This is a genomic window from Atopococcus tabaci DSM 17538 (assembly GCF_000429585.1).
Classification (GTDB): Bacteria; Bacillota; Bacilli; order Lactobacillales; family Carnobacteriaceae_A; genus Atopococcus; species Atopococcus tabaci.
Map to the genome: position 1 here is coordinate 31,841 of NZ_AUCD01000003.1, position 24,229 is coordinate 56,069.

Sequence of the window (24,229 nt, forward strand, 5' to 3'; positions counted from 1 at the left end):
TGGGGCGGTTCTTTTCTTATTCGTCCAAAGCGAAGTCGAACGAGACATTCGCGCCGGTGATGTCATTGGCGGCTGCCGTCAGAAGCAACAAATGCTCGATGATCGGCGGAATCTCTTCGCCCGACGAGTCCACCAACAAGTGGTATTCCAAATTTAAAGCGCCGTCGATTTCTGAAAAACTGGCAAATTTGTAGTCTTTGTTCAACTCGTTGACGGTTCGGTACACATCGAGTTCCGATTCATGGCAGTCAAAATATTTTCCAATCATGACCTGCAGGGTGATGGTCTGTACCTTTCTGTCCACCGTCACCGCCACCAGGGAAGGGTGGTGGCCGAAGAGGCAGCGGTGTTCGAAATAATGCCCGCCGTCTTCATCGGCCATTTCCATCAATTGAGGGTAGTACGTTTCTAAATAAGCTTGTATGCGTTCTATAAGTGACATGTTTATTCCTCCTCACAACTATAAAAATAGCACACATTTTCGAAATGATGAAACGCAAACTTTTTCAGTCGGAATCCGTGACATTTTTTTCATGGAGAGCGTACAATAGAGGAAAAAAGAAAGAGGCAGGAAATGAAGAAAGTTATATTAGCCAGTCAATCCCCGAGAAGAAAAGAGCTGTTGCAGCAGGTAATCAAAGAGTTTGAGGTGGAAGCCGCGGACATTGACGAGCGGACCATCCAAGAGCGCGTCATGGCAAATGGCGGCGGAGAACCGTTTCTTGAACGCGCCAAAACATTGGTGGAACACCTAGCAGAAGAGAAGGCAAAAAAAGTGTTGGACACCCATCCGGGTGCGCTGGTCATCGGGGCGGACACCATTGTCGTGCAGGACGACCAAATTTTGGGCAAGCCGAAAGACGAAGAAGAAGCGTATGCGATGTTGCGTTCGTATGCAGGCCGGTCGCATGCGGTGTTGACGGGTTTCAGCATTCAAACAAGAGAGAAAGTGGTGTCCCGGTCGGTGGAAACAGAGGTCCGCTTTTTGGAGTGGAATGAACAGATGGACCGGGAGATGAAACAGTATGTGGCTTCCGGAAGCCCGATGGACAAAGCGGGTGCGTACGGCATCCAAGAAGAAGCTGCGTTGTGGGTGGCGGAAATCCACGGAGATTACCCGAACGTCATCGGTCTGCCGGTGGCGTATGTGAACCGTGCGCTGCAGGAGTTTTCGGACAGGTAGCTCTTAAAAAGGAAGTTTCTGGCGCAGGCCACTTGTTAAATTCACTTAAAGATTTATAATAGTTAAGTATGATTTAAAGGGGGCATCCTGCGAACAAGTGAACAAAAAAGTGCAACCAGGAGGAAATATGAAAAAAATCGGCTTTGATACAGAGAAATACTTACACGAACAATCCGCCCATATTTTGGAACGAGTGGAAAACATTGACAAACTTTACTTGGAATTCGGCGGCAAACTAATTGGAGACATGCATGCCAAGCGCGTGCTTCCGGGGTTTGACGAAGACGCGAAAATGAAGTTGTTGGCCACGTTGAAAGACCAAGCGGAAATCATCATCTGCGTCTACGCCGGCGACATCGAACGCAACAAAATCCGCGGAGATTACGGCATCACGTATGACCGTGACGTGCTGCGGTTGATTGATGAATACCGGGAATACGGCATTCCGGTAAACAGCGTGCTGATCACCCGTTACCAAGACCAGCCGAACGTCAAAATTTTCATGAGCAAATTGGAACGAAGCGGCATCAAGGTGTACACGCACCGTTCCATCGAAGGGTACCCGACGAATGTCGACGCCATCATGGGAGAAGACGGGTTTGCGCGAAATGCGTACATCGAAACGACCAAACCGATTGTGGTCGTGACCGCTCCGGGAGCAGGCAGCGGAAAACTGGCTACGTGCTTGAACCAGCTGTACCATGAATACGCACGCGGAAGAGAAGCGGGTTACGCCAAATTCGAGACCTTCCCGGTATGGAACCTGCCGTTGAAACACCCGGTCAACATCGCGTATGAAGCGGCCACCGTCGACTTGAAAGACGTCAACATGATCGACAACTACCATTACGAAGCGTACGGTGAAGTGGCGGTCAACTACAACCGCGACATGGAAATGTTCCCGGTGATCCGCCGCATCATTGAAAAAATTTCCGGCAAAAAATCCGTGTATCTGTCTCCGACCGACATGGGCGTCAACCGCTTGAAAACCGGCATCACCGATGACGAAGTGGTAAAAGACGCTGCCAAACAAGAAATTCTCCGCCGCGCCTTTGCCGTGGAAAATGACTACAAAAAAGGCACCGCGGACGATGAGACGCTGCGCCGGATGCAAGTGATTTTGGAAGAGACCGATTTGAAAAAAGAAGACCGTGTTCCGGTTATCCCGGCACGCGACTATGCCCTGGAAGTACAAGAACGCATCGGAAGTTCCAACTTGCAGGCGGTCATTGCGATGGAACTGCCGAATGGCGAACTCATCACCGGCCGGACCACACCGTTGATGGATGCATCCGCCGCTGCGATTTTGAACAGTTTGAAAGCACTGGCGAACATTGCGGATGAAATCGACTTGTTGGCGCCGATGATTTTGGAAACCATCCAACGCTTGAAAACAGACGAACTCCACAGCCGGGTTCCGACGTTGACCGCGAACGAGTTGTTGATCGCATTGGCGATCAGTGCAGTGACCAACCCGACCGCGACGTTGGCGTACAACCAGCTGGGCAATCTGGAAGGGGCACAGGCACACTCCACGGCCATCCTCAGCCGCGAAAACGAGCAGACATTGAAGAAACTCGGCATTGATGTCACCAACGACCCGGTGTATGCCACTGAAAACTTGTACTACAATTAAACATGAGCTCATGAGCTGAAAAAGCCCTCCTGCGCGTGCAGGAGGGCTTTTTGCATAGGTATGGGGCCTCTCAAGCGACTTATTTTGAAAAAGTCAGGAATAACTCCATTGAGACCCGTTCTCGAAGCAAATAATTCGTGAGCGGAAGCAATAAGTGCCTTGAGACTCCCTCTCATCATCAATGCAAACAAAGTCCCTGCCTCCATAGAGACAGGGACCTGCTTAATCTTCCATCTTTTCGACGAATATATTGAGTGCGGCTTTGTATCCTAGAATGGTCTTTGAACCGTCCGGGGATTCCAATGTGAGCGGACCTTCGTAAGGTTCTTTGTCAACCAGGCGGAAGTGCGCGCCGAGCTGGATGCCTTTTTGGGTCAAGTACTCCAATAAATCCGTGTCATCGTCCACTTCTTTTACCAAGAACGGCTCTCCAATACCCAAGTCAATCAATTGGCAGAAAGAGGCGTTGTCCGTTGTGCCGTCCTGGTTGGGGATTTTCCCGCCGTGGGGATCGACTTCCGGTTCTCCCAAGAACTGAAAGAGGCGTTCAATCAACAGGTCGGATGACACGTGTTCCAACCGATCGGCGTCCGCGTGCACTTCTTTCCAGTCATAGCCGAGTTTTTCAGCCAAAAACACTTCCCAAATCCGGTGTTTGCGGATCAACTGGTTGGCAATCCGCAATCCTTTCTCGGTCACTTGAACCCCTTTATAAGGAATGTGGGTGATCAAGCCTTCTTTTAATAATTTCGCGTTCATATCGGTCACGGAAGCAGCGGAAACTTGCAAAGCCTGAACCAACTGCTTGTTGTTCACCACTTGGTTTTCACCGCCGAGTTCCACGATCGTCTTTAAATAATCTTCTTTGCTGGGCGTCATTGACTCGCTCCTTTTGAGTACTTGTCATATCCAGTATACCCCACCGAAAACAACTTTCCAAGAATAGGTAGGTTTAGTTTGACTTTATTCTATTTTTAGTCTAGTCTAAAAATAGAATTAAAATAACGGAAAGCAGGAGACCAATGATGAAAAAAAGAGCTTTTCTTTTAATCGGGATGGTGGCCGTTTTTCTGGCAGGCTGCCAATGGACCGCGACAGAAGCCGGGGAAGAGGATACCGATGCTTTGCAGATTGTGACAACCACAACGATGATCACCGATTTGGTGGAGCAGATCGGCGGAGAGCATGTGCAGGTGGAAGGATTGATGGGGCCGGGTGTGGACCCCCATGGTTATCAAGCCACCGCTTCAGATGTCATCGATATGATGGAAGCCGATGTGGTCGTGCATAACGGACTCCATTTGGAAGCCCAGCTGGGGGAAGTGTTTTCAGGACTGGACCAACAGGGGAAAGACGTGCTGGTGCTCGAAGAAAGCATCCCGGAAGAAAATCTGTTGGCTTCGGATGATTCTGCGGAAGCATATGACCCGCACATTTGGTTCAGCGTGGAAAACTGGAAACACTCCGCCGCGTACATTACAGAAAAGTTGAGCGTCATCGACCCGGAACACGCAGAAGACTACCGGGCGAACAACGAGCGGTACCAAAAAGAGTTGGACAAACTGGAAGCATATATCGCCGCCCGTATCGAAGAAGTACCGGAAGAAAGTCGCTATTTGATTACCGCCCATGACGCCTTCCATTACTTCGGGGAAGCATTCGGATTTGACGTCATCGGCCTGCAGGGACTCAACACGGAGACGGAAGCCGGCACGCGCGACGTGAGCAACTTGGCGCAGTTCGTGGCAGACCATCGGATCAAAGCGGTCTTTGTGGAAAGCTCGGTGCCGACCCGCACCATCGAATCCCTCCAAGCAGCGGTCCAGCAACGCGGATGGGAAGTCACCATCGGCGGGGAGTTGTTCTCGGATGCCCTCGGGGATGCAGCGCAAAACGCAGAAACGTATGTGAAAATGTACCGTTCGAATATCGACACGATTGTGGACGCACTGAAATAAAGAGAAAGAAGGATGAAACAGATGACTCAAATAGCAATTTCATTGAATCAAGTAGTTGTGGCGTATCAGTCCCAGCCGGTTTTGTGGAATGTCTCGGCAGACATCTATAAAGGCAAGTTGACGGCGCTGATCGGTCCAAACGGCGCAGGGAAGTCGACGTTGATCAAAGCGATGTTGGACCTGCATCCACCGGTGGCGGGCAGCGTGTCCTTTTCTGCGGCCGGAAAAACGGATGCGGCTTACTCGGAAGTGAAGAAAGCCATCGCGTATGTGCCACAAAAGAGTTCGGTGGATTGGAGTTTCCCGACGACCGTGTTGGATGTGGTGGTGATGGGCCGGTACGGACACCTCGGCTGGTTTAAGCGGCCGAGAAAACACGACATCCAACTGGCGGAAGAAATGTTGGAAAAAGTGGGCATGGAAGCATTCAAAGACCGTCAAATCAGTCAGCTCTCCGGCGGGCAGCGGCAGCGGGTGTTCATGGCGCGGGCCTTGGCGCAACAGGCGGACATCTACATTTTGGACGAACCGCTGGCGGGCGTGGATATCAAAACCGAACGGATCATCATGCAGCTGCTGCGGGAGCTGGTTCTGGAAGGCAAGACGGTCATGGTGGTGCACCACGATCTGCAGACAGTGGAAGAGTATTTTGACGAAGTGGTGTTTTTGAACCGGCAGATCATTGCGGCCGGCCCCACAGAAATCACCTTCACAGAAGGGAATATTGAAGAAACATACCGCAAAGAACAAACTGTCCAATCAGGGGTGAGTGAAAGATGATGGACCAACTGATCAGTTTACTGACCGATTACACGTTTCAAGTGGTCGCTTTGGGAACAGGTTTCCTGGGATTGTTGAGCGGAGTGATCGGCACCTATGCCACGATCCGGGGAGAGAGTCTTTTGGGGGACGCGTTGAGCCACGCCGCACTGCCGGGAATCGCGATTGGGTTCCTGCTCATCGGCCGGAAAGAATGGGTGGTCTTGATGTTGGGAGCGGCGGCCAGTGGATTGGCGGCTACGGCATTGATTCAATGGATGAGCCGCAAACGTGTCGTGAAATTTGACAGTGCTTTGTCGCTCATCCTCTCCAGCTTTTTCGGACTGGGTTTGGTGTTGTTGACGCATATCCAAGGCAGCGCGAACGCCAATCAGGCCGGGTTGGATACGTTCATTTACGGGCAGGCGTCGGCGATGCTCATCCAAGACGTTCAAACCATTGCCGGCATCGGAGCGGTCCTGCTGTTGGTGGTGGGGCTGTTTTGGAAAGAATTCAAAGCGTACACCTTTGACCCGGTCTTCACGCAGACACTTGGGTTCTCAGGCACGCTGTTGGAGTTTCTGTTGTCCGGCATGATGGTTGTCGTCATCATTTTAGGACTGGAATCGGTCGGCGTCATCTTGATGAGTGCGTTGGTGGTCGGACCGTCTGTCGCGGCGCGTCAATGGAGCGACCGGTTGAGTGGTGTGATGGGACTGTCCGGTTTGTTCGGGTTCCTTTCAGGAGTGATTGGGACCACGCTCAGTTCCATCGGACACCAGATTCCCACAGGCCCGACCATTGTCGTCGTGCTGAGTATTTTTGTGATGGCGAGTCTTTTGTTTGCGCCGAAACGCGGCCTGCTGATGAAACAGTTGGAACAGAAAAAACGCAAACAGAAATACGCACAACAATTACAAACGAGAAAGGAAGCGAACGAGTATGTTGGTTGAAATTCGATTGATCGCCGTCATTGTGGCGGTGGCCTGCGCGCTTCCGGGAGTGTTTTTGGTGCTGCGCAGTTTGACCATGATGTCGGATGCCATCACGCACACTGTTTTATTGGGCATTGTGCTGGCGTTTTTCATCACACAAGATTTGAATTCGCCGCTGTTGATGATCGGCGCCACCTTGATGGGCGTGGCCACCGTCTGGCTGATTGAAACGCTCCAACGCACCAAGCTGTTGGGAAACGACACCGCAATCGGCATTGTGTTTCCGCTCTTTTTCAGCATCGCCATCATCTTGATCACCCGGTACGCCGGAGATGTGCATTTGGACGCGGACTCCGTGTTGATGGGGGAGCTGGCCTTTGCGCCGTTCAGAAGGTTGACGCTGTTCGGAATGGATTTGGGTCCGAAATCGTTGTGGACCATGTCCGTGATTTTGGCATTGAACGCCGCCTTCATCGGGGTGTTTTACAAAGAGTTGAAGCTGACGACGTTTGATCCCGCATTTGCGGCGGCGGTCGGATTTTCACCGGCGCTGCTGCATTACGGTCTGATGACGCTGGTTTCACTCACCGCTGTGGGAGCGTACGACTCGGTGGGGTCAATCTTAGTGGTCGGCTTTATGGTCGGACCGGCATTGACCGGTTACTTGCTCACGAACCGGTTGAAACAGATGATCGGCATCGCCGTCCTGGCGGCTGTCATCAACAGCTTGATCGGCATCGAGTTGGCTTTTCTGCTGGACACTTCCTTGGCGGGAATGGCGGCGGTCGTCACCGGAGTCACGTGTTTGCTGGCATTCCTGTTTTCGCCGGAAAAAGGGTGGATTAAAAAAGCCGCTTTACGCCGAAAACAGAAACGGGAGTTCTACACATGGCTGGAAAAAGAAGGCATTCATTAAACCAACGAAGCTGCACGGCATTCATCCGTCGTGCAGCTTTTTGTATATACTCAGAAAAAATATTTCATAAATAAAACAAAACAAATAAAATTTTATGTTGAAATCCGAAAGCGATTACATTATACTGTAGGTAAATAAGCAAGGAAACACAAAAAGGAGTGAGCGTGTGGAGAAGTTGAACCATTTATCCACGGAAACACGAAACAAAGTCACCATGGAATTGGATACGTTATCAATAGAAGAAATTTTGCAAGCGATGAATGAAGAAGATCAAAAAGTGGCGCCGGCCGTAAAAGAGGCGCTGCCGGAAATTGCAGATGCGGTCAACGCCATTGTGGCGTCCTTCCAACAGGGTGGACGGTTGATTTATATGGGCGCCGGAACCAGCGGAAGGTTGGGTGTGTTGGATGCGGCGGAATGTGTGCCGACGTTCAGCGTCAGCCCGGATATGGTGCGCGGCCTCATCGCAGGCGGTCAAAAGGCGATGATTGATGCGGTGGAAGGGGCGGAAGACTCCAAAGAATTGGCGAAAGCCGATTTGCGTGCTTTGTCGTTGAACGAAAAGGACACAGTCGTTGGAATCGCCGCCAGCGGACGGACGCCTTACGCAATCGGCGGGTTGGAATACGCTAAAGAAACAGGCGCAACCGCGGTCTCTCTTTCGTGCAACAAAAACGCCAAAATGAGCCAGTACGCAGACATTGCGATTGAAGTGGATGCCGGTCCGGAAGTCTTGACCGGGTCCACCCGGTTGAAAGCAGGAACAGCTCAAAAATTGGTGTTGAACATGTTGTCGACGGCATCCATGGTACGCATCGGGAAAGTCTACCAAAACTTGATGGTCGATGTGCAGCCTTCCAACATCAAATTGGAAGAACGGTCGAAAAACATTTTGATGGAAGCGACCGGCTGCACCTATGAAGAAGCCGCTGAGTACTTCGAAAAAGCGGATCACCACGTCAAGACCGCTATCGTGATGTACTTGACGGATGTGGACAAGGAAACAGCCGAAACCCGTCTGGAAGAAGCGGACGGTTTCGTGAGAGAAGCAATCAAACAATCGTAAAGGAGGGAAAACACACGCATTACCAGTCGCATCGAGTGGGTTAAGGAAGCACAATAAGGAGGAAAACGAAATGGCAAACAAAGACGAAAAAGTCCTCGCTCGTCAAATATACGAGCAAATCGGAGGTCCTGGAAACGTGGACAATGTAGTCAACTGTATGACCCGTGTTCGTTTGACGATTCGGGACGAAGGCAAAGTCCACGAAGACAAATTGAAACAGATTGACGGAGTCTTAGGGGTGGTCAACCAAGATACCCTGCAAGTCATTTTGGGACCGGGGTTGTCTGTGAAGGTTGCGCAGGAAATGGCGAAAAATGCCGGTGTGGAGATGCAGACGGAAGCGGCACCGAGTGCAGATGTCAATCAATTTAAGACAGGCAAAGAAGAAGCGGAACGACGGGCAGCTGAGAACAAAGCCAAACAGAAGAAAAAACACGATACGCCGCTCAGACGGGTGCTGCGTTCTATCGCGGGCATCTTCATTCCATTGATTCCAGCATTCGTTGGATCGGGAATCATCGGCGGAATCGCATCCATCTTTACCAACCTTTTAACAGCCGGAACCATTGAAGGAGCCGGATGGCAATACTTTGTCATGGTCGCAGGTATTATTCAATCAGGATTATTTGGTTACCTAAACATCTACGTAGGGATCAACGCAGCGAAAGTCTTCGGTGCAACGGAAGGTCTCGGCGGGATCATCGGTGGTATCATTTATTTGACGAACATGAACCCGGAAATGCCTCTTCCAAACATCTTCACAGGCGGAGATTTGGCTGGAGGACAGGGTGGAATCCTTGGTGTTATCGCAGCTGTATGGATTTTGTCTGTAGTGGAAAAACAGTTGCGCAAAGTGGTGCCGAACGCAGTGGACATCATTGTGACGCCGACGCTGTCACTGCTGGCTGTCGGATTGTTCACCATTTTCATCATCATGCCTTTGGCAGGTGCGATTTCCTCTGGGTTGGTCGGCTTCATTACAACCGTCCTTGAAATCGGAGGAGCAGTAGCCGGTTTCATCTTGGGCAGCTTGTTCTTGCCGATGGTGATGTTCGGTTTGCACCAAATCTTGACACCGATTCATATCGAAATGATTGCACAGACCGGTTCCACCCAGTTGCTGCCGATTTTGGCGATGGCGGGTGCCGGACAAGTGGGAGCAGCTATTGCCCTTTGGGTGAAAGCACGTAGAAACAAACAATTGGTCAACATGATTAAAGGAGCTTTGCCGGTCGGAATTCTTGGTATCGGTGAACCGTTGATTTACGCAGTAACCTTGCCACTCGGACGTGCCTTCATCACAGCATGTATCGGCGGCGGTATCGGCGGAGCGGTCATCGGAGCAATCGGCGGCGTCGGTGCCAGCGCAATTGGTCCAAGTGGTGTGGCCTTGATTCCATTGATTGTGGACGGCTTGTGGTGGGCATATGTTGCAGGACTTCTTGCAGCTTACACAGGCGGATTCCTCGTCACGTACTTCTTCGGAGTACCGGCTGAAGCGATGGAACCGTCTGAAGCAGATGATTCCAGCCAACCGACTGTAGAAGAAGCCATGAATATCTAAGGTGCAAAAGACCGGATAGTGTAGAATCCAACTGTTGGGTTCTGCACTATTCTTTTTGAATCAAACAATTAAAGGAGCCGAAAGCATGTTAGGAGCGTCATTGTATTTATCACAAGGAACGGAAAAAAACAAACACCTCCTCAAAGAAATGAAAGAAGCGGGAATCCGGAAAGTGTTCACCTCCCTCCATATCCCTGAAGACGATCCTTCCCAGACGTTGGATGTGCTGCGGGAAGTGACTCGTTTGATGAAAGACTGGGAGATGGAACTGATGGTGGATGTGTCGTCCAACACGGCCAGCCAGTACGGTTTGGAAAAGGATGCGCTCTCCGATTTCTTGACACAACAGGGAGTAGGCGTCATCCGTCTGGATTTCGGGTTTTCAATGGAAGACATCAAAGAGTTGGCAGGCCGCTTTCATTTGGTGCTGAACGCGAGCACCATCGATGAAGCTTACTGCAATGAATTGGAACAAGCCGGCATCGATTTGTCCCAAGTGACAGTCTGCCACAATTATTACCCGCGGGAGAACACCGGGTTGGACCACCAATTTTTCCTGGAAAGAAACCGGTACTTGAAAGAGAAAGGTTTTTCCGTCATGGCCTTCATCGCCGGCGACGGAGAAAAGCGCGGACCAGTTTATGCGGGGCTGCCGACCTTGGAAGAACACCGGGACATGGATCCTTTGGAAGCTTATTTGGATTTGATGCGCCACTGCCTCGTGGATGAGGTGTTCATTGGGGATATTTCTCTTGCCCCGTCCAGCATGCGCCGATTGATGAAATGGGTGACGGAGCGGATTATCCAACTGCCGGTGGAGGTGGTGGATGAAGAGGTGCTACCGGAGAATTTTTATGCGGTTCATGCCAACCGTCCCGATGTGGCGGCGGATGTCGTCCGGGCTTCTGAATCCCGTTTGACGTTGCAGGACCAAGTGATTCAGCCGAAATATTGTACCGAAAGACCCGTCGGATGTGTTACGATAGACAATGTGCGATACGGGCGCTACGCGGGGGAAATCCAAATCACGAAAAAAATGTTGCCCCAAGATGACCGTGTCAATGTGTTGGCTCATCTCAAAGAAGGAACCGTCGGGTTGTTGAACTATATCGGCCCGGACGACAAATTTCAATTTTATGTAGAATGAACAGAGGAGAATGACCTATGGCTGGACATAATGTGCTGGGAAGAATCGCCAGTATCATGGAGGATTTGCCGAAAGCAGAGAAAAAAATTGCAGAAGTGATCCTTCATTCACCGGAAACCATTGTGAATATGACGGCCTCCCAACTTGGAACAGAAGCAAAATCTAGTGCCGCAACGGTCATCCGTTTATGTAAACGCCTTGGAGTGGAGAGTTTCACCCAGTTGAAAGTCATGGTTTCCGGCGAAATCAGCCATACCAGTCCCACAGGGTATGCGGACATCACTGCGGATGAAAAGATTGACGACATCATGGATAAATTGTTGGGGAATGCCTTCCAGTCGATGCAGGATACTGTATCGATTTTGAACAAAGACCGATTGTTTGCAGCTGTTGATGCACTGGAAAAAGCGTCGGTGATTTATGTGTTCGGAATCGGTGCCTCCCAATTGGTGGCGCAAAATATTGCCCAAAAATGGAGCCGCATCGGGAAGACTTGCGTTTGTCCCAACGATCCGCACAACCTTGTGGCTGCTTTGGCGGGAAGCGATGAGAACACCGTCTTTTTTGGCATCTCCAATTCCGGAGAAACGAAAGAAGTAAGCAAAATTGTCCAGATTGCCAAAGACAACGGGTGCACCACCATCGGCTTGACACGGTTTGGCGGCAACACCATTGCGTCGAAGGTGGATGTCTCTCTGCAGACGGTGCGGGCAAAAGAAGAAGAGCTCCGGAGCGCGGCAACGAGTTCGCTGCACGCCCAGTTCCTGGTGGTGGATGTGTTGTTTTACACTTACGCTTCACGTAACTACGACCGGGTCATCCAAAATACCCGCCATTCACGTGCGGAAATCGACCACTACAGCAACAACTGATAAGACCACTTGTCCGTAACGAACAACCTTACGGACAAGTGGGGCTCTTTTGTTTAAATATACCAAGAGGATGTTTTTTTATGGAAAAAGATATCTGAATGATATAATAAAGATAGTTAAAGTAAGCGGTAACAAAAAAGTTCATAAACGTTCCTGAACAGGAGGAAAAGTCATGAAAAAAGGTTGGCTTTACTTATTATTCAGTACGCTGCTGCTTGGCTATTCGTCAACGGCTTCACCGGTTGAAAGCTCCGAGGTGGAACTGCCGCCTCCCGCTATAGAAAAAGTCGCGCAGCAAACACAAGAAAGTTCGGTCCGCTTCCTCTATGGAAGTCCAGCGCTGTTTGCGGCGGTTGTATATGAACCTGCTCCGATTGAAACCATCGAAACGGCAGCTCTTGAACCGGAAAACGAAGAAGCAATCCCGCAGGAAGAGACGGCCGTCCATGAAGAAGCGCCGTCGGACACTGTGCCGGAAGAAGCCGCACCCGAGATCGAAACCGAAACAGCAACAGAAGTTCCCGAATCAGGAACAAAACCCTCAGCAGAAGAAAGCACACCTCCGTCCACTCCAAACGCCGCCTCTCAGACATCAACTATCGAAGAAACTCCCGATACGGAACCAGAATCATCGAGTTCGTCCGTTGAACCGCAAGAAACGCCGCCAGAAGAAACCGAACCATCCTCAGAGTTCCCATCCGAACCCACTAACGAGTTAGAAACCGACCCTTACGAAGAAGAACAACAAATTTTGGAAGCCGTCATCTCCCAGCTGCCGTTTGATGCGGAAGGGCACCAGTTTTTCTTGGTCAAACTGGATGCAACCCTGTACCAAGTGGAAATCCGCCACTCCAACCTGCAAGGCGATGTGGAAATCTCCAATATGACAGGCATTTACCAGTACGACTTGAGCAGTGGAAGACTGTCGGTGATGGACCCGATTACGGGTGAGTTCAACTAAACCACAACATAGAGAGGCATTCGTCTCCTTAGGGGCGAATGCCTATTTTTTGTACCGCTGTTTTCCTTCAACCAAGAGTAGGAAACTTGTACTCCTCAGAAAGATCGTCCAGATAGGGGTTTTCCGCTTCCAGGATGCGGACCAACTCATTGGAGGTCGCCCGGTGGATGATGTAATCGAGAAAGTCATAAAAAGAGTATTCAAAGAACGGATATGCTTGTTCCTTGAGTTGTTTATGTATGATGTTTTCAGACCCATACGACTCCGGCACACGGACATAATTTCCATGAGCCATCATCTCATCCCGCATTTTCCGCTGCGCCAGGTAAACCGTCGCAACACGGACCAGTTGTTGTTTGAATGCCGCCTTTTCAAGCGGCAGCACAAGTTGGCGGTGCATACGGCAATTCAAAACAGTCTGCTTGAGAGTGGACTCAAACGTGGCATGCAGCACGTGATGCATTGCATACCAACTTGCTGGTTGCTTACTGGTGCCGCGGTCCGGAACAAAGACAGTTTCCCCGGAAATGTAGGGACACCGCTGGGTAAATCCGAAGTACTTGTGGATTTTCTTATTCACCGTATACGGGAACCGTTTGTGTTCGAAATACCGGTCCATTAATTGTTTAGAGGTTTCTTTCGTCTTCAACGGCGCATCCTTCAGTTGAAAGACGAGGGTGTTGTAAGAAGTCGCATCTTGTTCGCTGATATCCAAAATATACAGCGTGTCTTCATTGACCAGAATATGCGGGCATTCGAAACTGATGTCCAACACCTCCGTCAACAAATCGGTTTTAATCTTCAACGGATCTATCGTTGTGTGATACACAGGAAATACGGCCGGTGGCTCATGAGGAATCGGCTCATTGAAATAATCTTCTTTAGAGAGTCGGTGCCCGTTTCGATCGGAAAACAACGAACGGTTTGTGAAGCCTTCCTTCCACCTAAAGAAAAATTTCTCATGTTGACGTTCTTCAAAACAATCGACCATGTGACCTGCCTCCTTTTCATGTTATTTATTTCACATAATATTGTAAGCGATACCCACATAAAAATACAAGCGGATTTTTATTTTTATTCACTTTGTCTTGTGTGTTTCCGATTAACCTCCACTTTATATTAAAAAAAGAGTGAGAAAAGAGTTGTTTTTATTCTAAAGTGGGGGCTTTTGAAACGGAATTGGAAAAAGCAGAGAATACGGCGCCAATTCATGGACGTTTGGCGTTTTGTCAAAGTGTGTTGTCCCAAAGTAGGATGAAGGAGAACAAGGCCTTGTACCAAACATAAAGGACGATGAGAAATGACGAAACGCAGATTGACACCTGAAAAGGAAGCGGCGTTTTTCGAACAATACGCTGGAATTGTTTATGGAGCGATGAAGCGGTTGGAAATCCTCCGCACACATCCGGACTACGAGGACTATGCGCAACATGGGTTGATGAAACTGGTGGAAGCGTACGAAACGTATCCAGAAACGGTGGATCACACAAACAGCCGGAATCCATTCGCCGGGTATGCCTATCAAAGAGTGCGCTGGCACTTGTTGGACTTGTTGCGAAAGGCGCAAAAGAAAACCGAACATGAAACAGGACTGCCGGAAACATTCGACACGTTGTATCCGGATGACCAGTCCCCCGTGGAAGACAGCCAGGTGGAGAGGGAACTGGTCCGCAGTATGCTGTCGTTGCTGACAGAAACAGAGCAGCGGTACTTGGTGGATTTGGTACTGCATCAGCTGACATCGACCGAGATGGCGGAGAAATATGGAGTGATCCGCAAAACGGTGTACACTCGCCGCAAAAAAATCGGTCACAAGCTGCGTCACTTTTTACCGGTATTGAAAAATGAAACGGGACAAGCACAACAAGGAGGAGAACAAAGATGAAAAAATCACTCATCATCGATGCGGGACATGGAGGAAAAGATCCGGGAGCTGTCGGATTCGGGACAAAAGAAAAAGAGTGGACGCGTAAAATCAGCATCTACCAATATGCCCGTTTGAGAGAATTGGGAGCCGATGTGGCGTTGACTCGATCGACCGATGCGACATTGGAGCCGGCGCAGCGTACAGCGCAGATCAAAAACAAGTACGACTATTGTCTCAGCAACCATTGGAATGCATTCAACGGGAAGGCACGGGGAGTGGAAGCCATCCATTCGATTTATGCAGGAAAGGAGATGGCGGAAGACCTCGCCCGGGCGGTTTCAAAAGCAGCCGGCATCCCGTTTCGACGCGTGTTCAGTAAAAAGAACAGCACCGGACAGGATTGGTATTACATGCACCGCTTGACCGGGAATACCCGGACGGTGATTCTTGAATACGGCTTTATCGACAACCGCGAAGACCATGCTGTCTACAGCCGGGAAGACACATTTTATCAAGCGGCGGAAGCGGTGGTTCAAACACTCTGTCCCAGTCTGGGCGTGTCGTATGTCTCGCCCCAATCAAAGAAGAAACAATTATATCGGGTCCAAACGGGTGCTTTTTCAAAAATAGAGAATGCGGAAGCACAGATTCGAGAGCTGAAACGAGCAGGATTTGACGCTGTCATCTTAAATAAATAAGATACGCAAAAAAGAAAGAAAAAAATTAAATAAGACAAAGTTATCCGAAAAGTTTGTCAGAATTGCGAATTTTTTAAAATTCACTGGAAACTTTTTCCAAACATGTTATAGTGAGTTCACATAGTGAAATACCAACTTGCTATAGCAAGTGCCCATATAGATCTATATAAGGGAAAACCCCCGTCCATTGTGGATGGGGGTTTTTTCATTTTTAAAGAATATCCCACCTGGAAACGTTTTTCTGTATACTAAAGAAGGAATACAAGAGGAGTGACGGAAATGAAAAAAGAACCGAAAAAAGAGCAGTTGTCATTTTCAATGGGGTCTGGCATGGCGCTTGGGATTTCTTTTGGGGTTGTTTTCGGACTGCTGTTGGATAATTTGGGAGTGTGCATTGCGTTGGGTATTGCTTTCGGAGCAGCATACGGAGCAAGTCAAAGTAAGAAAAAGGACGACAACGAATAAACGCTCGAGTTTGACAAAAAAAGTATGGTACGATAAAGAAAAGAGAAAAGGAGGAACCATATGGCTTCTTACATAGAAAACGCCAAAAAAGTGTTCCAAAATAATTTTGATTTAAAAGAAACAGAAAGTTTGTTGATCGTGACGGATGACGAGTTGGCGTCCATCGCGGAACATTTTTACAATGCCGGGAAAGCATTGGGAAATGAGGTTGCGTGGATACAGATGCCGGCAATTTACACGTCCGGTGAAGAGCCGCCGGTTTCGGTTGCGGCTGCAATGAAAGCCGCGGATGTCGCGCTGTGCATCACCAAAGCGTCACTCACGCATACAAAAGCCCGCAAAGAAGCCTCCGCAGAAGACACACGTATCGGCACCATGCCGGGCATCACGTTGGATATGCTGGAAGAGGGCGCGATCACTGCAGACCCGGAAGAAGTCGAACAGTTGACAGCTCGTTTTGCCGGACTGCTTGAAACAGGGCGTTCTGTCCGCATCGAAAAAGACGGCGAAACCGTTGAGTTTTCCATCAACGGCCGCAAAGGCATTCCAAGTACGGGCATTTTCCGAAACAAAGGGGAAGCAGGAAACATCCCTTCTGGAGAAGCGTACACCGCCCCGTTGGAAGATTCCGCGAACGGAAAATTTGTCGTCGACGGCAGTATCGCCCAACTTGGAAAAGTGGATGAGCCGGTTGTTTTGACGATCGAACAAGGTCGCTTGGTGGATGCGTCCGGCGAAATGGGCCGCAAGCTGCTGGACCTTCTTGGAGACGGCAACGGACGAATTATTGCGGAATTCGGAATCGGCACCAACACAGCTGCCCGAATCACCGGTGTGGTATTGGAAGACGAAAAAGTCTACGGCACCGTCCACATCGCTTTCGGAAGCAACAAGCCATTCGGCGGAATCAACGAAGCCGGAGTCCACATCGATTGTGTGACCACAAAACCAAGTGTCTGGATTGACGATGAAAAAGTGATGTAATGAATGAAAAAGCTGCCCCGCAATCAAAGAGGAGCAGCTTTTTTGTTTCGTCGAATCGAATGGGGGTCCCACTTTTCCATGAAGGTCATTGCCACGGAAAAGTGGGGTAGTTTTTTTAGCTCACTCTTTCGTGGAACAACTTTTCACGTAAAAGCAAACCTTCTTTTTCATCTCACTCTTTCGTGAGACAGCCGCTCACGTAAAAGTGGAGCCACTCAAACAAAAACTCCCCTCACCAAACGAGGGGAGACACCATTTACGGTGAGGTCACTTCCGGTGCAGCGGGTCTCCGGTAGTGGGAAAGAATCAATGCGACGAGACCGGTGATGGCGACCAACAAGCCAACCAGACCGCCGACAAACGGAATCAAATCCAGCAGTTCCAAAATCACCAAACCAATGAGCACCAGCCAAATTTCCCTATGAAGATTTTCCCAGTGGAACCGATTGGCCAGCCATGAGCCGATAAAGACCGCCACAACAATTTTCGAAAGATACAAGAAGATGGCGTACAACGCCGCAAGAATCAAAGCGAGAGGAATACCGATGACTGTAATCATCAACAACACAACCACTAACGGAGTGACCAGCAAGGCCAACAAACCGAACCCCATAGTTTTCAAGGGAACTGCTGCGATAGGCGGAATCGTGTTCATCCAAAAATCCGAACGCCACAACTTGAATAAAAGCCAAACCAACAGCGCACTCAACAAGCTCCACAAGATACCAAGCAGCGTGGCGATGACACGTTCTGAAGTGGTAGGCGGAGCGGGGCGCCTATTTTCCTGCGACCTTCGCTGAAAATCGGTCTGCCCATTGATGGTTGCATCCGGATGAATCGTCGCTTCATTCGGACTGGTATAATTCAAATCCCCTTCAAGGACTGCAGAATCCTCCAAGGTCAACTGCTCCACATCAAAGTTGGTATCGCCCCCAACCGAACCATCCAGCGTAAACCGTTGACCGGCTCCAAACAGATGACGCGAGAGCGTTCCTAACTGCACGAGGGTGGAGCCCGTCATGAAGAGGTCTCGACCGATTTGTGCGTCTTGACTGACCGTTATTGTAGCCCCGGCCAGAAAACCGTCTTGCTCATTTTGCCCGTTCATCGTGATTGTCTGACCTGCACCATAAATGTTCCCGGTGACTTCACCGTTGATAATCACCGTTTGGCCTGCCGCGAACAACGAGCCGTTGATAGTTCCGTTCACTTGAATCGACTGCCCGGATGCGAAAGTTGTTCCGTTTACCGTCCCGTCAATTTGAACCACATCACCTGAAAAGAATCCCGGTCCGTCAATCGTATCGCCTTCCGCCAGTACAAGTGTATCGCTCATCCGGTTCATATTAGACGCATGGACGGATAAGGAGAAAACGGACAGCGCCATCACCAATAACGTCACTATATACACCAGTCGGAGCCATTTCCGCTGATTTTGTTGATCGTTTCTCATGATCCACCCCATTTTACCCAGCAACCGCAGCTCATAAATTGAGGCACCACTCCTTTTAGTAAAAACCGGAAGCATGACATATGAGTAAAAGGGCGGGAGAAAGATAACGAGTGTCTTTTTATCAAATTCATTCTATCACTAAACAGGTTTGGGAGGTACTAAATGCCACTCAAATATTTGAAGGTTTATGACGGAAAATGATTGATTTTGAATGACAGAGGTGATATAGTAATCACGAGGTGAAGAAAGTGCTTACAGAAGAGCGCCATCAATATATAATCGAAAAATTACAAAAAGAACACACCTTGAAAACCCAAGAATTAATGGAGGAGTTAGGGTGTTCAGAGTCCACGGTGCGGAGGGATTTGTCGCAGCTGGAAGAAGAAGGCGTGCTTGTTCGTGTTCATGGGGGAGCCAAACGCGTGTATACGATGTCTTCTGAACCGGAAATGGAAGAAAAATCCGCCAAAAACATTCAAGAAAAACAGCAGATTGCCCGATTCGCAGCCGGATTGGTGGAGGAAGAGGACATTTTGTTTCTGGATGCCGGAAGCACGACATATGAAGTCATCCCTTATTTGGAAGGTATTCAAAACTTGCTGGTGGTCACCAACGGAGTGAGCCATGCGCAGCTCTTGACGGAGCACAACATCGCCACGATTCTTTTAGGCGGTCAAATCAAGTTGAAAACGAAAGCGATTATCGGCGCCACCGCCCAGGAGCAGCTCAGCGGGTACCGCTTCAGCAAAGCGTTTCTCGGCATGAACGGAATTGACGAAGAGTTTGGCTGCACCACACCTGATGTGGAAGAAGCGGCCATCAAACGGCTGGCGGGCAGCCACGCCAATCAGAGCTACGTGTTGGCGGATCATTCGAAATTTCACCAAGTGAGTTTTTCAAAAGTTGGCGAACTGGAAGATTATGTGGTAATCACCGACCACTTGGCGTCGCGCGAGCAAGAGGCATTCAACAGACGGACAAAAGTATGGGAGGCAGCAAAATGATTTATACGGTCACTTTAAACCCGTCGATCGATTACATCATCCGGGTCGATGAACTGAACGTCGGAGGGTTGAACCGCATTCAAGAGGAACAGTTTCTTCCCGGAGGAAAAGGCATCAACGTATCCCGTATTTTGAAACGATTGGGATACGAAAATACGGCGCTGGGTTTCATGGGCGGTTTCACTGGAAGGTTCATCCAAGGAAAATTGAATGAAGAAGGGGTAGAGACGGCTTTCACGCCAGTCCCGGATATCACACGCATCAATGTCAAACTCAAAGCCGCCGAAGAAACGGAAATCAACGGCAAAGGTCCTGCGATTGAGGAAAAAACAGCTCAAGAATTTCTAAATAAAGTCAGCGGATTCGGCCCGGAAGACATTGTTATCCTCTCCGGCAGCAAACCCGCCAACCTGCCCGCGGACTATTACGAACAAATCATTCAGCGCATCACGGCTTCAGGATGTCGGTTTGTCATCGACACCACGGGAAAAGAACTCAAGCAGGCGCTGCAGTACCGCCCGCTCGTCGTCAAACCGAACCACCATGAATTGGCGGAATTGTTCGGCGTCACATTGGAATCCGAAGAAGACATCTTCAAGTACGGGCAAAAACTGCTCGAAGCAGGTGCAGAGCATGCGATCATTTCGATGGCGGAAAAAGGAGCGGTGCTCTTCACAAATGAAGGCGTCTACAGAGGCAGCGCCCCTAAAGGAACCGTAAAAAATTCCGTTGGGTCCGGTGACTCGATGATAGCCGGATTTGTCGGCACATATTGGAAAACGCGCGACCCGTTGGAAGCGTTCCGCATCAGTTTGGCATGCGGCAGCGCCACGGCGTTTGAAGAAGATTTGGCGACGAAAGAACAAATCGAGCGGCTCTTGCCGGAAATCAACGTTCAAGAAATAGAAAGGGAGAGTACAAAATGAAAATCAGAGACATTTTATTGAAAGAATTGATGATCATGGATTTGCAGGCCGAAACAAAAGAAGCGGCGATTGATGAGATGATCGCGCAGCTCTATGAGCACGGCATTATCGATGACATCAAAGTCTACAAGCAGGGCATCATGGACCGCGAAGCGCAGACTTCCACCGGGCTGGGTGACGGGATTGCGATGCCGCACGCGAAGAACAGAGCGGTCCGGCGGCCGGCGGTTGTCTTTGCCAAAAGCCAAAAAGGTGTAGAGTTTGAATCACTGGACGGGCAGCCGGTTCATTTGCTGTTCATGATTGCAGCTCCCGAAGGCGGAAACAACGTTCACTTGGAAGTGCTGGCTTCCTTGTCGCGTTCGTTGGTGGATCCTGAACTGGTGGCTGAATTGAAGCAGGCACAGACGCCGGATGACGTGCTTCAGTTGTTCGCGGGCAAAGAAGAGGAACGAGAAGCGGAAGAAACCCGCGCAGCCCAGCCAGCTCCGGAAGCGGAAACGAAACGGCCGTTTGTCGTGGCGGTCACTGCCTGCCCGACCGGTATCGCTCACACCTATATGGCGGAAGACGCGTTGAAAAAGAAAGCCAACGAGATGGGCATCGACATCCGCGTGGAAACCAACGGATCCGACGGGGTGAAAAACCCGTTGACGGATGATGAAATCCGGCGCGCAGACGGTGTCATCATCGCGGCGGACAAAAAAGTGGAAATCAACCGTTTCAGCGGCAAACCGGTGTTGCAGCGTCCGGTCAGTGACGGCATCAACAAAACGGAAGACTTGTTGAATCGGGTAGTGGAAGGCCAAGCGCCGGTACTTCACGTCGACGAAAACGAAATTTCCCGTGCAGAAACGCCGGATGAAAACCAATCTGCTTGGGGAAGCATCTACAAAGACCTGATGAACGGAATTTCGCATATGCTGCCGTTTGTGGTAGGGGGCGGAATTTTGTTGGCCATCTCTTTCTTGTTTGAAAGCCAATTCGGTTCTGAAAGTATTTGGTTCACGTCGTTCAATGATATTGGAAGCGCTGCGTTCAACTTCTTGATTCCGATTCTTGCCGGGTACATCGCGTTGAGTATTGCCGACCGTCCAGGACTGCTGCCGGGGATGGCGGGCGGACTATTGGCCGTCAATAGCAACGCCGGATTCCTTGGGGGTCTGGTCGCTGGGTTCTTAGCCGGGTACCTCATGGTCTGGTTGAAAAAAGCGTTCCAGTTTATGCCGAAATCCTTGGCCGGGTTGAAACCCATTTTGATTTACCCCGTGCTGGGCTTGCTCTTGGTCGGATTGTTGATGTACTTCCTCGTCGGACCTATTTTTGCCACCATCAATAACGCAATGATCGGCGTGTTGGAAAACTTGGGAACCGGAAACGCGGTTCTTCTCGGCACCGTATTGGGCGGCATGATGGCCATCGACATGGGCGGTCCGTTCAACAAAGCAGCGTATGCGTTCTCCATTGGAATTTTCACCGACACCGGGGACGGAAGCTTGATGGCGGCGGTCATGGCCGGCGGAATGATTCCACCGTTGGCGATCGGATTGGCGACTGTGTTGTTCCGCAATAAGTTCACGGATGTGGAACACAAATCCGGACTGTCCAACTTTGTCATGGGCGCTTCGTTCATTACGGAAGGCGCCATTCCTTTCGCAGCGGCAGACCCGATCCGCGTCATCGCATCTTCCATTCTTGGTTCCGCGATTGCAGGCGGGTTGACACAATTCTGGAATGTCTCCATTCCAGCTCCACACGGCGGCATCTTCGTCATCACCCTGGCGGAACGCCCGTTGATGTTCCTCTTGGCCCTGTTGATTGGAACAGCCGTTTCGGCGTTGGTCTTGGGACTGTGGAAGCCATCGATTGAAAACCGCGAAGGCGCCACCATCTCAAGCGAAGAATTAAGTTAAGAGAAAATACGAAAGAGACTGAAGCGCGGGCTTCAGTCTTTTTTTTCGTTTTAAAGGCTCTTTGACCCAAACTCGCGGGTTCATTTTAGTTGAGTTGCGGTCATTTCGCTGTTTGATGCAAACTCGTAAAAAAATTCCGTCTGAGTTGAGGTCATTCTCCGTTTTGACCCAAACTCATTCTAAAAAACGGGTCGGGTTGCCGTCATTTCCGCCAAAAAGTTGTGGCGTCGGCTTTGTCTTGGATGTTGAACTCGATGATCTTTTGGAGAAGAGGGTAGTTGACCGGTTTGTCCCAGCTCATCCGGATGAGTTCCTTCGTATAGTCATAGCCCGCCAACTGAATTTCTTCTTCAAAATGATGGATGCCCGCCTGTTCCGGTGCGACGGCCAAGTGCTTCTTCGACACACTGAAACCAATGATATACGTGTCATGCTCGGTAAACAACGGCTGGTTCCATTTCACCACAGGGACTAGATTTGGAAAGGTGTCTTTCACCCAAGTCAGTACTTCTTCTGTGCGCTGGCGCTGTTCCGGATGGTCAATACCGGATAAAAATTCGTTAAATGCGTCCATTTGTACACTCCTCCAAATACAATTTTGCAGTTTAACTATACAAAGAAAACACTATGGAATCAATGCATCTTTCTCCAAAGTGCGCAACGAGAAGCGTTTGCCGCTTACGATTGACCGCTGCTTCCAAGCGTTTCTATTCCTTTATTTTTGCATTCCTGTGTTTAAATGGATTCAACTGAAAGAAACTGCTTTCACAAGAATAGAGAACGGAGGGACTGGAATGAAGAAAGTTCTTTCTTGGATGTTGGGATTGGAATTGTGGGTGCTCTGGCGGGGTGTGGCGGAACGGATGGAACGCAGCCGCCTGAAGGATCAGAAGGCGGCGGTGCAGGTGGCGATACGCTGACAGTATGGGCGTGGGACGCCAACTTCAACGTGCCGATCATGGAAAAAGCCGGGCAATATTACACGGAACAAGTGGACGGCGCACCAAACGTGGAAGTCGTGGAGATGGCAAACGAAGACGTGATGCAGCGGTTGATTTCCGGGTTCACATCCGGAGTGTCGGAAGGACTGCCGGATATCGTCTTGATGGATGACTACGACGCCCAGCGCATGCTGACGGGTTACGAAGGCAAATTCTCAGAATTGTCTGAGCACATAGACATGAGCCAATTTGCGGATTACAAAGTAGATTTGGTTTCACATAACGACGGGGTATACGTGGTGCCGTTCGATTCCGGTTCTGCCGGGTTGTACTACCGAACCGATTACCTCGAGCAGGCAGGATATACACAAGAAGACATGCAAGATTTGACGTGGTCCGAATTTGTCGAAATCGGAAAAGACGTCAAAGAAGCGACGGGCAAATGGTTCCTTGTATTCATTCCGGGACGGGGCACGCATTACATGCAGATGGCGATGCCGGTGGACTATTTCTCTCCTGAAGCGGTGGGCGCTGTGACGAGCGGAGATGTTGCTGCAGTCAACTCCGCGATTTGGTATTCGGCAACAATCCGTTCCGCAGAAGACCAATCCGGTTTGTGGGCTTACACCAATGTGCCGCAGTTGGAGACAGTGGACAATGCCACACCGTACACGAACCTCGGCGGTGCGAGCTGGTATGTTTGGGAAGATTCCCCGAATAAAGAAGCCGCCATCGAACTGTTGGAAACCCAATTTGCCGGAAACGAAGAGTTCTATCAAGAAATCTTGGTGGAAAACGGGGCGGTTGGGACGTACATTCCAGCGCAAGGCGGGGAAGCGTTCCGGTCAGTGATGCAGCAATACATGGATGGGGAAATTTCGTTGGATGACATGATCCAGCAGGCCGAAGAATACTACAACATGCAAGTTGGTCAGCAATAACAAAGCAGTGGAAAGACGGTTGTTTCCCACTTGGCGATGA

24 protein-coding genes are annotated in these 24,229 nt (G+C 49.9%); 19 read left to right on the forward strand and 5 right to left on the reverse strand.

Features of this window, described 5'->3' with window-relative positions:
• Positions 1–16 precede the first annotated feature (16 nt).
• Positions 17–442: a hypothetical protein gene (locus tag G470_RS0101215; RefSeq protein ID WP_028273235.1), complete on the reverse strand. Its 426-nt coding sequence runs from the start codon at positions 440–442 to the stop codon at positions 17–19.
• Positions 443–574: 132 nt separating this feature from the next.
• Between G470_RS0101215 and G470_RS0101220 the strand changes: the two genes are divergently transcribed.
• A complete protein-coding gene (locus G470_RS0101220) occupies positions 575–1,183 on the forward strand; it encodes a Maf family protein (RefSeq protein ID WP_028273236.1) in 609 nt (202 codons plus the stop codon).
• A 127-nt stretch (positions 1,184–1,310) separates the two neighbouring features.
• Positions 1,311–2,819: a DUF1846 domain-containing protein gene (locus G470_RS0101225; protein WP_028273237.1), complete on the forward strand. Its 1,509-nt coding sequence runs from the start codon at positions 1,311–1,313 to the stop codon at positions 2,817–2,819.
• A gap of 222 nt (positions 2,820–3,041) precedes the next feature.
• On the opposite strand, the gene G470_RS0101235 is transcribed toward G470_RS0101225, so the two are convergent.
• Positions 3,042–3,698 (reverse strand): metal-dependent transcriptional regulator, encoded by a 657-nt coding sequence (locus G470_RS0101235; RefSeq protein WP_028273239.1) that lies wholly within the window; start codon positions 3,696–3,698, stop codon positions 3,042–3,044.
• Positions 3,699–3,841: 143 nt separating this feature from the next.
• Here G470_RS0101235 and G470_RS0101240 point away from each other — a divergent pair, with 143 nt between their 5' ends.
• The 9 genes from G470_RS0101240 (at position 3,842) to G470_RS0101280 (ending at position 12,997) form a co-directional block, all read left to right on the forward strand.
• Positions 3,842–4,777 (forward strand): metal ABC transporter solute-binding protein, Zn/Mn family, encoded by a 936-nt coding sequence (locus G470_RS0101240; RefSeq protein ID WP_205617865.1) that lies wholly within the window; start codon positions 3,842–3,844, stop codon positions 4,775–4,777.
• A gap of 21 nt (positions 4,778–4,798) precedes the next feature.
• Positions 4,799–5,557, forward strand: coding sequence for a metal ABC transporter ATP-binding protein (locus G470_RS0101245; protein WP_156907890.1), 759 nt, complete (start codon positions 4,799–4,801; stop codon positions 5,555–5,557).
• Complete coding sequence (locus G470_RS0101250; RefSeq protein ID WP_240470618.1) at positions 5,554–6,489, forward strand: metal ABC transporter permease; 936 nt, start codon at positions 5,554–5,556, stop codon at positions 6,487–6,489. The genes G470_RS0101245 and G470_RS0101250 overlap by 4 nt, the downstream gene beginning before the upstream one ends.
• Entirely contained in the window at positions 6,479–7,387 is a 909-nt protein-coding gene (locus G470_RS12315; protein ID WP_051258351.1) for a metal ABC transporter permease, read from the forward strand. The genes G470_RS0101250 and G470_RS12315 overlap by 11 nt, the downstream gene beginning before the upstream one ends.
• 166 nt (positions 7,388–7,553) lie before the next feature.
• Positions 7,554–8,453, forward strand: coding sequence for an N-acetylmuramic acid 6-phosphate etherase (gene murQ / locus G470_RS0101260; RefSeq protein ID WP_028273243.1), 900 nt, complete (start codon positions 7,554–7,556; stop codon positions 8,451–8,453).
• A gap of 70 nt (positions 8,454–8,523) precedes the next feature.
• Entirely contained in the window at positions 8,524–10,017 is a 1,494-nt protein-coding gene (locus G470_RS0101265) for a PTS transporter subunit EIIC (RefSeq protein WP_028273244.1), read from the forward strand.
• Positions 10,018–10,102: 85 nt separating this feature from the next.
• The gene (locus tag G470_RS0101270) at positions 10,103–11,164 is read left to right on the forward strand and encodes a MupG family TIM beta-alpha barrel fold protein (RefSeq protein ID WP_028273245.1); all 1,062 of its coding nucleotides are present in this window, start codon (positions 10,103–10,105) and stop codon (positions 11,162–11,164) included.
• Between the two features lie 17 nt (positions 11,165–11,181).
• Positions 11,182–12,036 (forward strand): MurR/RpiR family transcriptional regulator, encoded by an 855-nt coding sequence (locus tag G470_RS0101275; protein WP_028273246.1) that lies wholly within the window; start codon positions 11,182–11,184, stop codon positions 12,034–12,036.
• 172 nt (positions 12,037–12,208) lie between these two features.
• A complete protein-coding gene (locus tag G470_RS0101280; protein ID WP_028273247.1) occupies positions 12,209–12,997 on the forward strand; it encodes a hypothetical protein in 789 nt (262 codons plus the stop codon).
• Between the two features lie 67 nt (positions 12,998–13,064).
• Here G470_RS0101280 and G470_RS0101285 read toward each other — a convergent pair whose 3' ends face one another.
• Positions 13,065–13,988, reverse strand: coding sequence for a competence protein ComK (locus G470_RS0101285; protein WP_028273248.1), 924 nt, complete (start codon positions 13,986–13,988; stop codon positions 13,065–13,067).
• A 309-nt stretch (positions 13,989–14,297) separates the two neighbouring features.
• On the opposite strand from G470_RS0101285, the gene G470_RS12320 reads away from it, so the two are divergent.
• From G470_RS12320 to G470_RS0101305, 4 genes are all read left to right on the forward strand, one after another.
• On the forward strand, positions 14,298–14,882 hold the full coding sequence (locus G470_RS12320) for a sigma-70 family RNA polymerase sigma factor (RefSeq protein WP_051258352.1): 585 nt from the start codon (positions 14,298–14,300) through the stop codon (positions 14,880–14,882).
• Positions 14,879–15,562 (forward strand): N-acetylmuramoyl-L-alanine amidase, encoded by a 684-nt coding sequence (locus G470_RS12325; protein WP_051258353.1) that lies wholly within the window; start codon positions 14,879–14,881, stop codon positions 15,560–15,562. Before G470_RS12320 ends, G470_RS12325 begins: the two co-directional genes overlap by 4 nt.
• A 279-nt stretch (positions 15,563–15,841) precedes the next feature.
• Positions 15,842–16,027: a glycine zipper domain-containing protein gene (locus G470_RS0101300; RefSeq protein ID WP_028273249.1), complete on the forward strand. Its 186-nt coding sequence runs from the start codon at positions 15,842–15,844 to the stop codon at positions 16,025–16,027.
• A 60-nt stretch (positions 16,028–16,087) separates the two neighbouring features.
• Complete coding sequence (locus tag G470_RS0101305; protein WP_028273250.1) at positions 16,088–17,011, forward strand: aminopeptidase; 924 nt, start codon at positions 16,088–16,090, stop codon at positions 17,009–17,011.
• A 256-nt stretch (positions 17,012–17,267) separates the two neighbouring features.
• On the opposite strand, the gene G470_RS0101310 is transcribed toward G470_RS0101305, so the two are convergent.
• Positions 17,268–18,464 carry a bactofilin family protein gene (locus G470_RS0101310; protein ID WP_028273251.1) on the reverse strand — a complete coding sequence of 399 codons (1,197 nt, stop codon included), beginning with the start codon at positions 18,462–18,464 and terminating at the stop codon, positions 17,268–17,270.
• A 248-nt stretch (positions 18,465–18,712) separates the two neighbouring features.
• On the opposite strand from G470_RS0101310, the gene G470_RS0101315 reads away from it, so the two are divergent.
• From G470_RS0101315 to G470_RS0101325, 3 genes are read left to right on the forward strand one after another with little or no spacing between them, the layout of a single operon-like run.
• A complete protein-coding gene (locus tag G470_RS0101315; RefSeq protein ID WP_028273252.1) occupies positions 18,713–19,468 on the forward strand; it encodes a DeoR/GlpR family DNA-binding transcription regulator in 756 nt (251 codons plus the stop codon).
• Positions 19,465–20,394, forward strand: coding sequence for a 1-phosphofructokinase (pfkB, locus tag G470_RS0101320; RefSeq protein ID WP_028273253.1), 930 nt, complete (start codon positions 19,465–19,467; stop codon positions 20,392–20,394). Before G470_RS0101315 ends, pfkB begins: the two co-directional genes overlap by 4 nt.
• Complete coding sequence (locus G470_RS0101325; protein WP_028273254.1) at positions 20,391–22,307, forward strand: PTS fructose transporter subunit IIABC; 1,917 nt, start codon at positions 20,391–20,393, stop codon at positions 22,305–22,307. The genes pfkB and G470_RS0101325 overlap by 4 nt, the downstream gene beginning before the upstream one ends.
• A 202-nt stretch (positions 22,308–22,509) precedes the next feature.
• On the opposite strand, the gene G470_RS0101330 is transcribed toward G470_RS0101325, so the two are convergent.
• The gene (locus G470_RS0101330; protein ID WP_028273255.1) at positions 22,510–22,881 is read right to left on the reverse strand and encodes an iron chaperone; all 372 of its coding nucleotides are present in this window, start codon (positions 22,879–22,881) and stop codon (positions 22,510–22,512) included.
• A gap of 237 nt (positions 22,882–23,118) precedes the next feature.
• On the opposite strand from G470_RS0101330, the gene G470_RS0101335 reads away from it, so the two are divergent.
• Positions 23,119–24,189 (forward strand): ABC transporter substrate-binding protein, encoded by a 1,071-nt coding sequence (locus G470_RS0101335; RefSeq protein WP_028273256.1) that lies wholly within the window; start codon positions 23,119–23,121, stop codon positions 24,187–24,189.
• Positions 24,190–24,229: the final 40 nt, after the last annotated feature.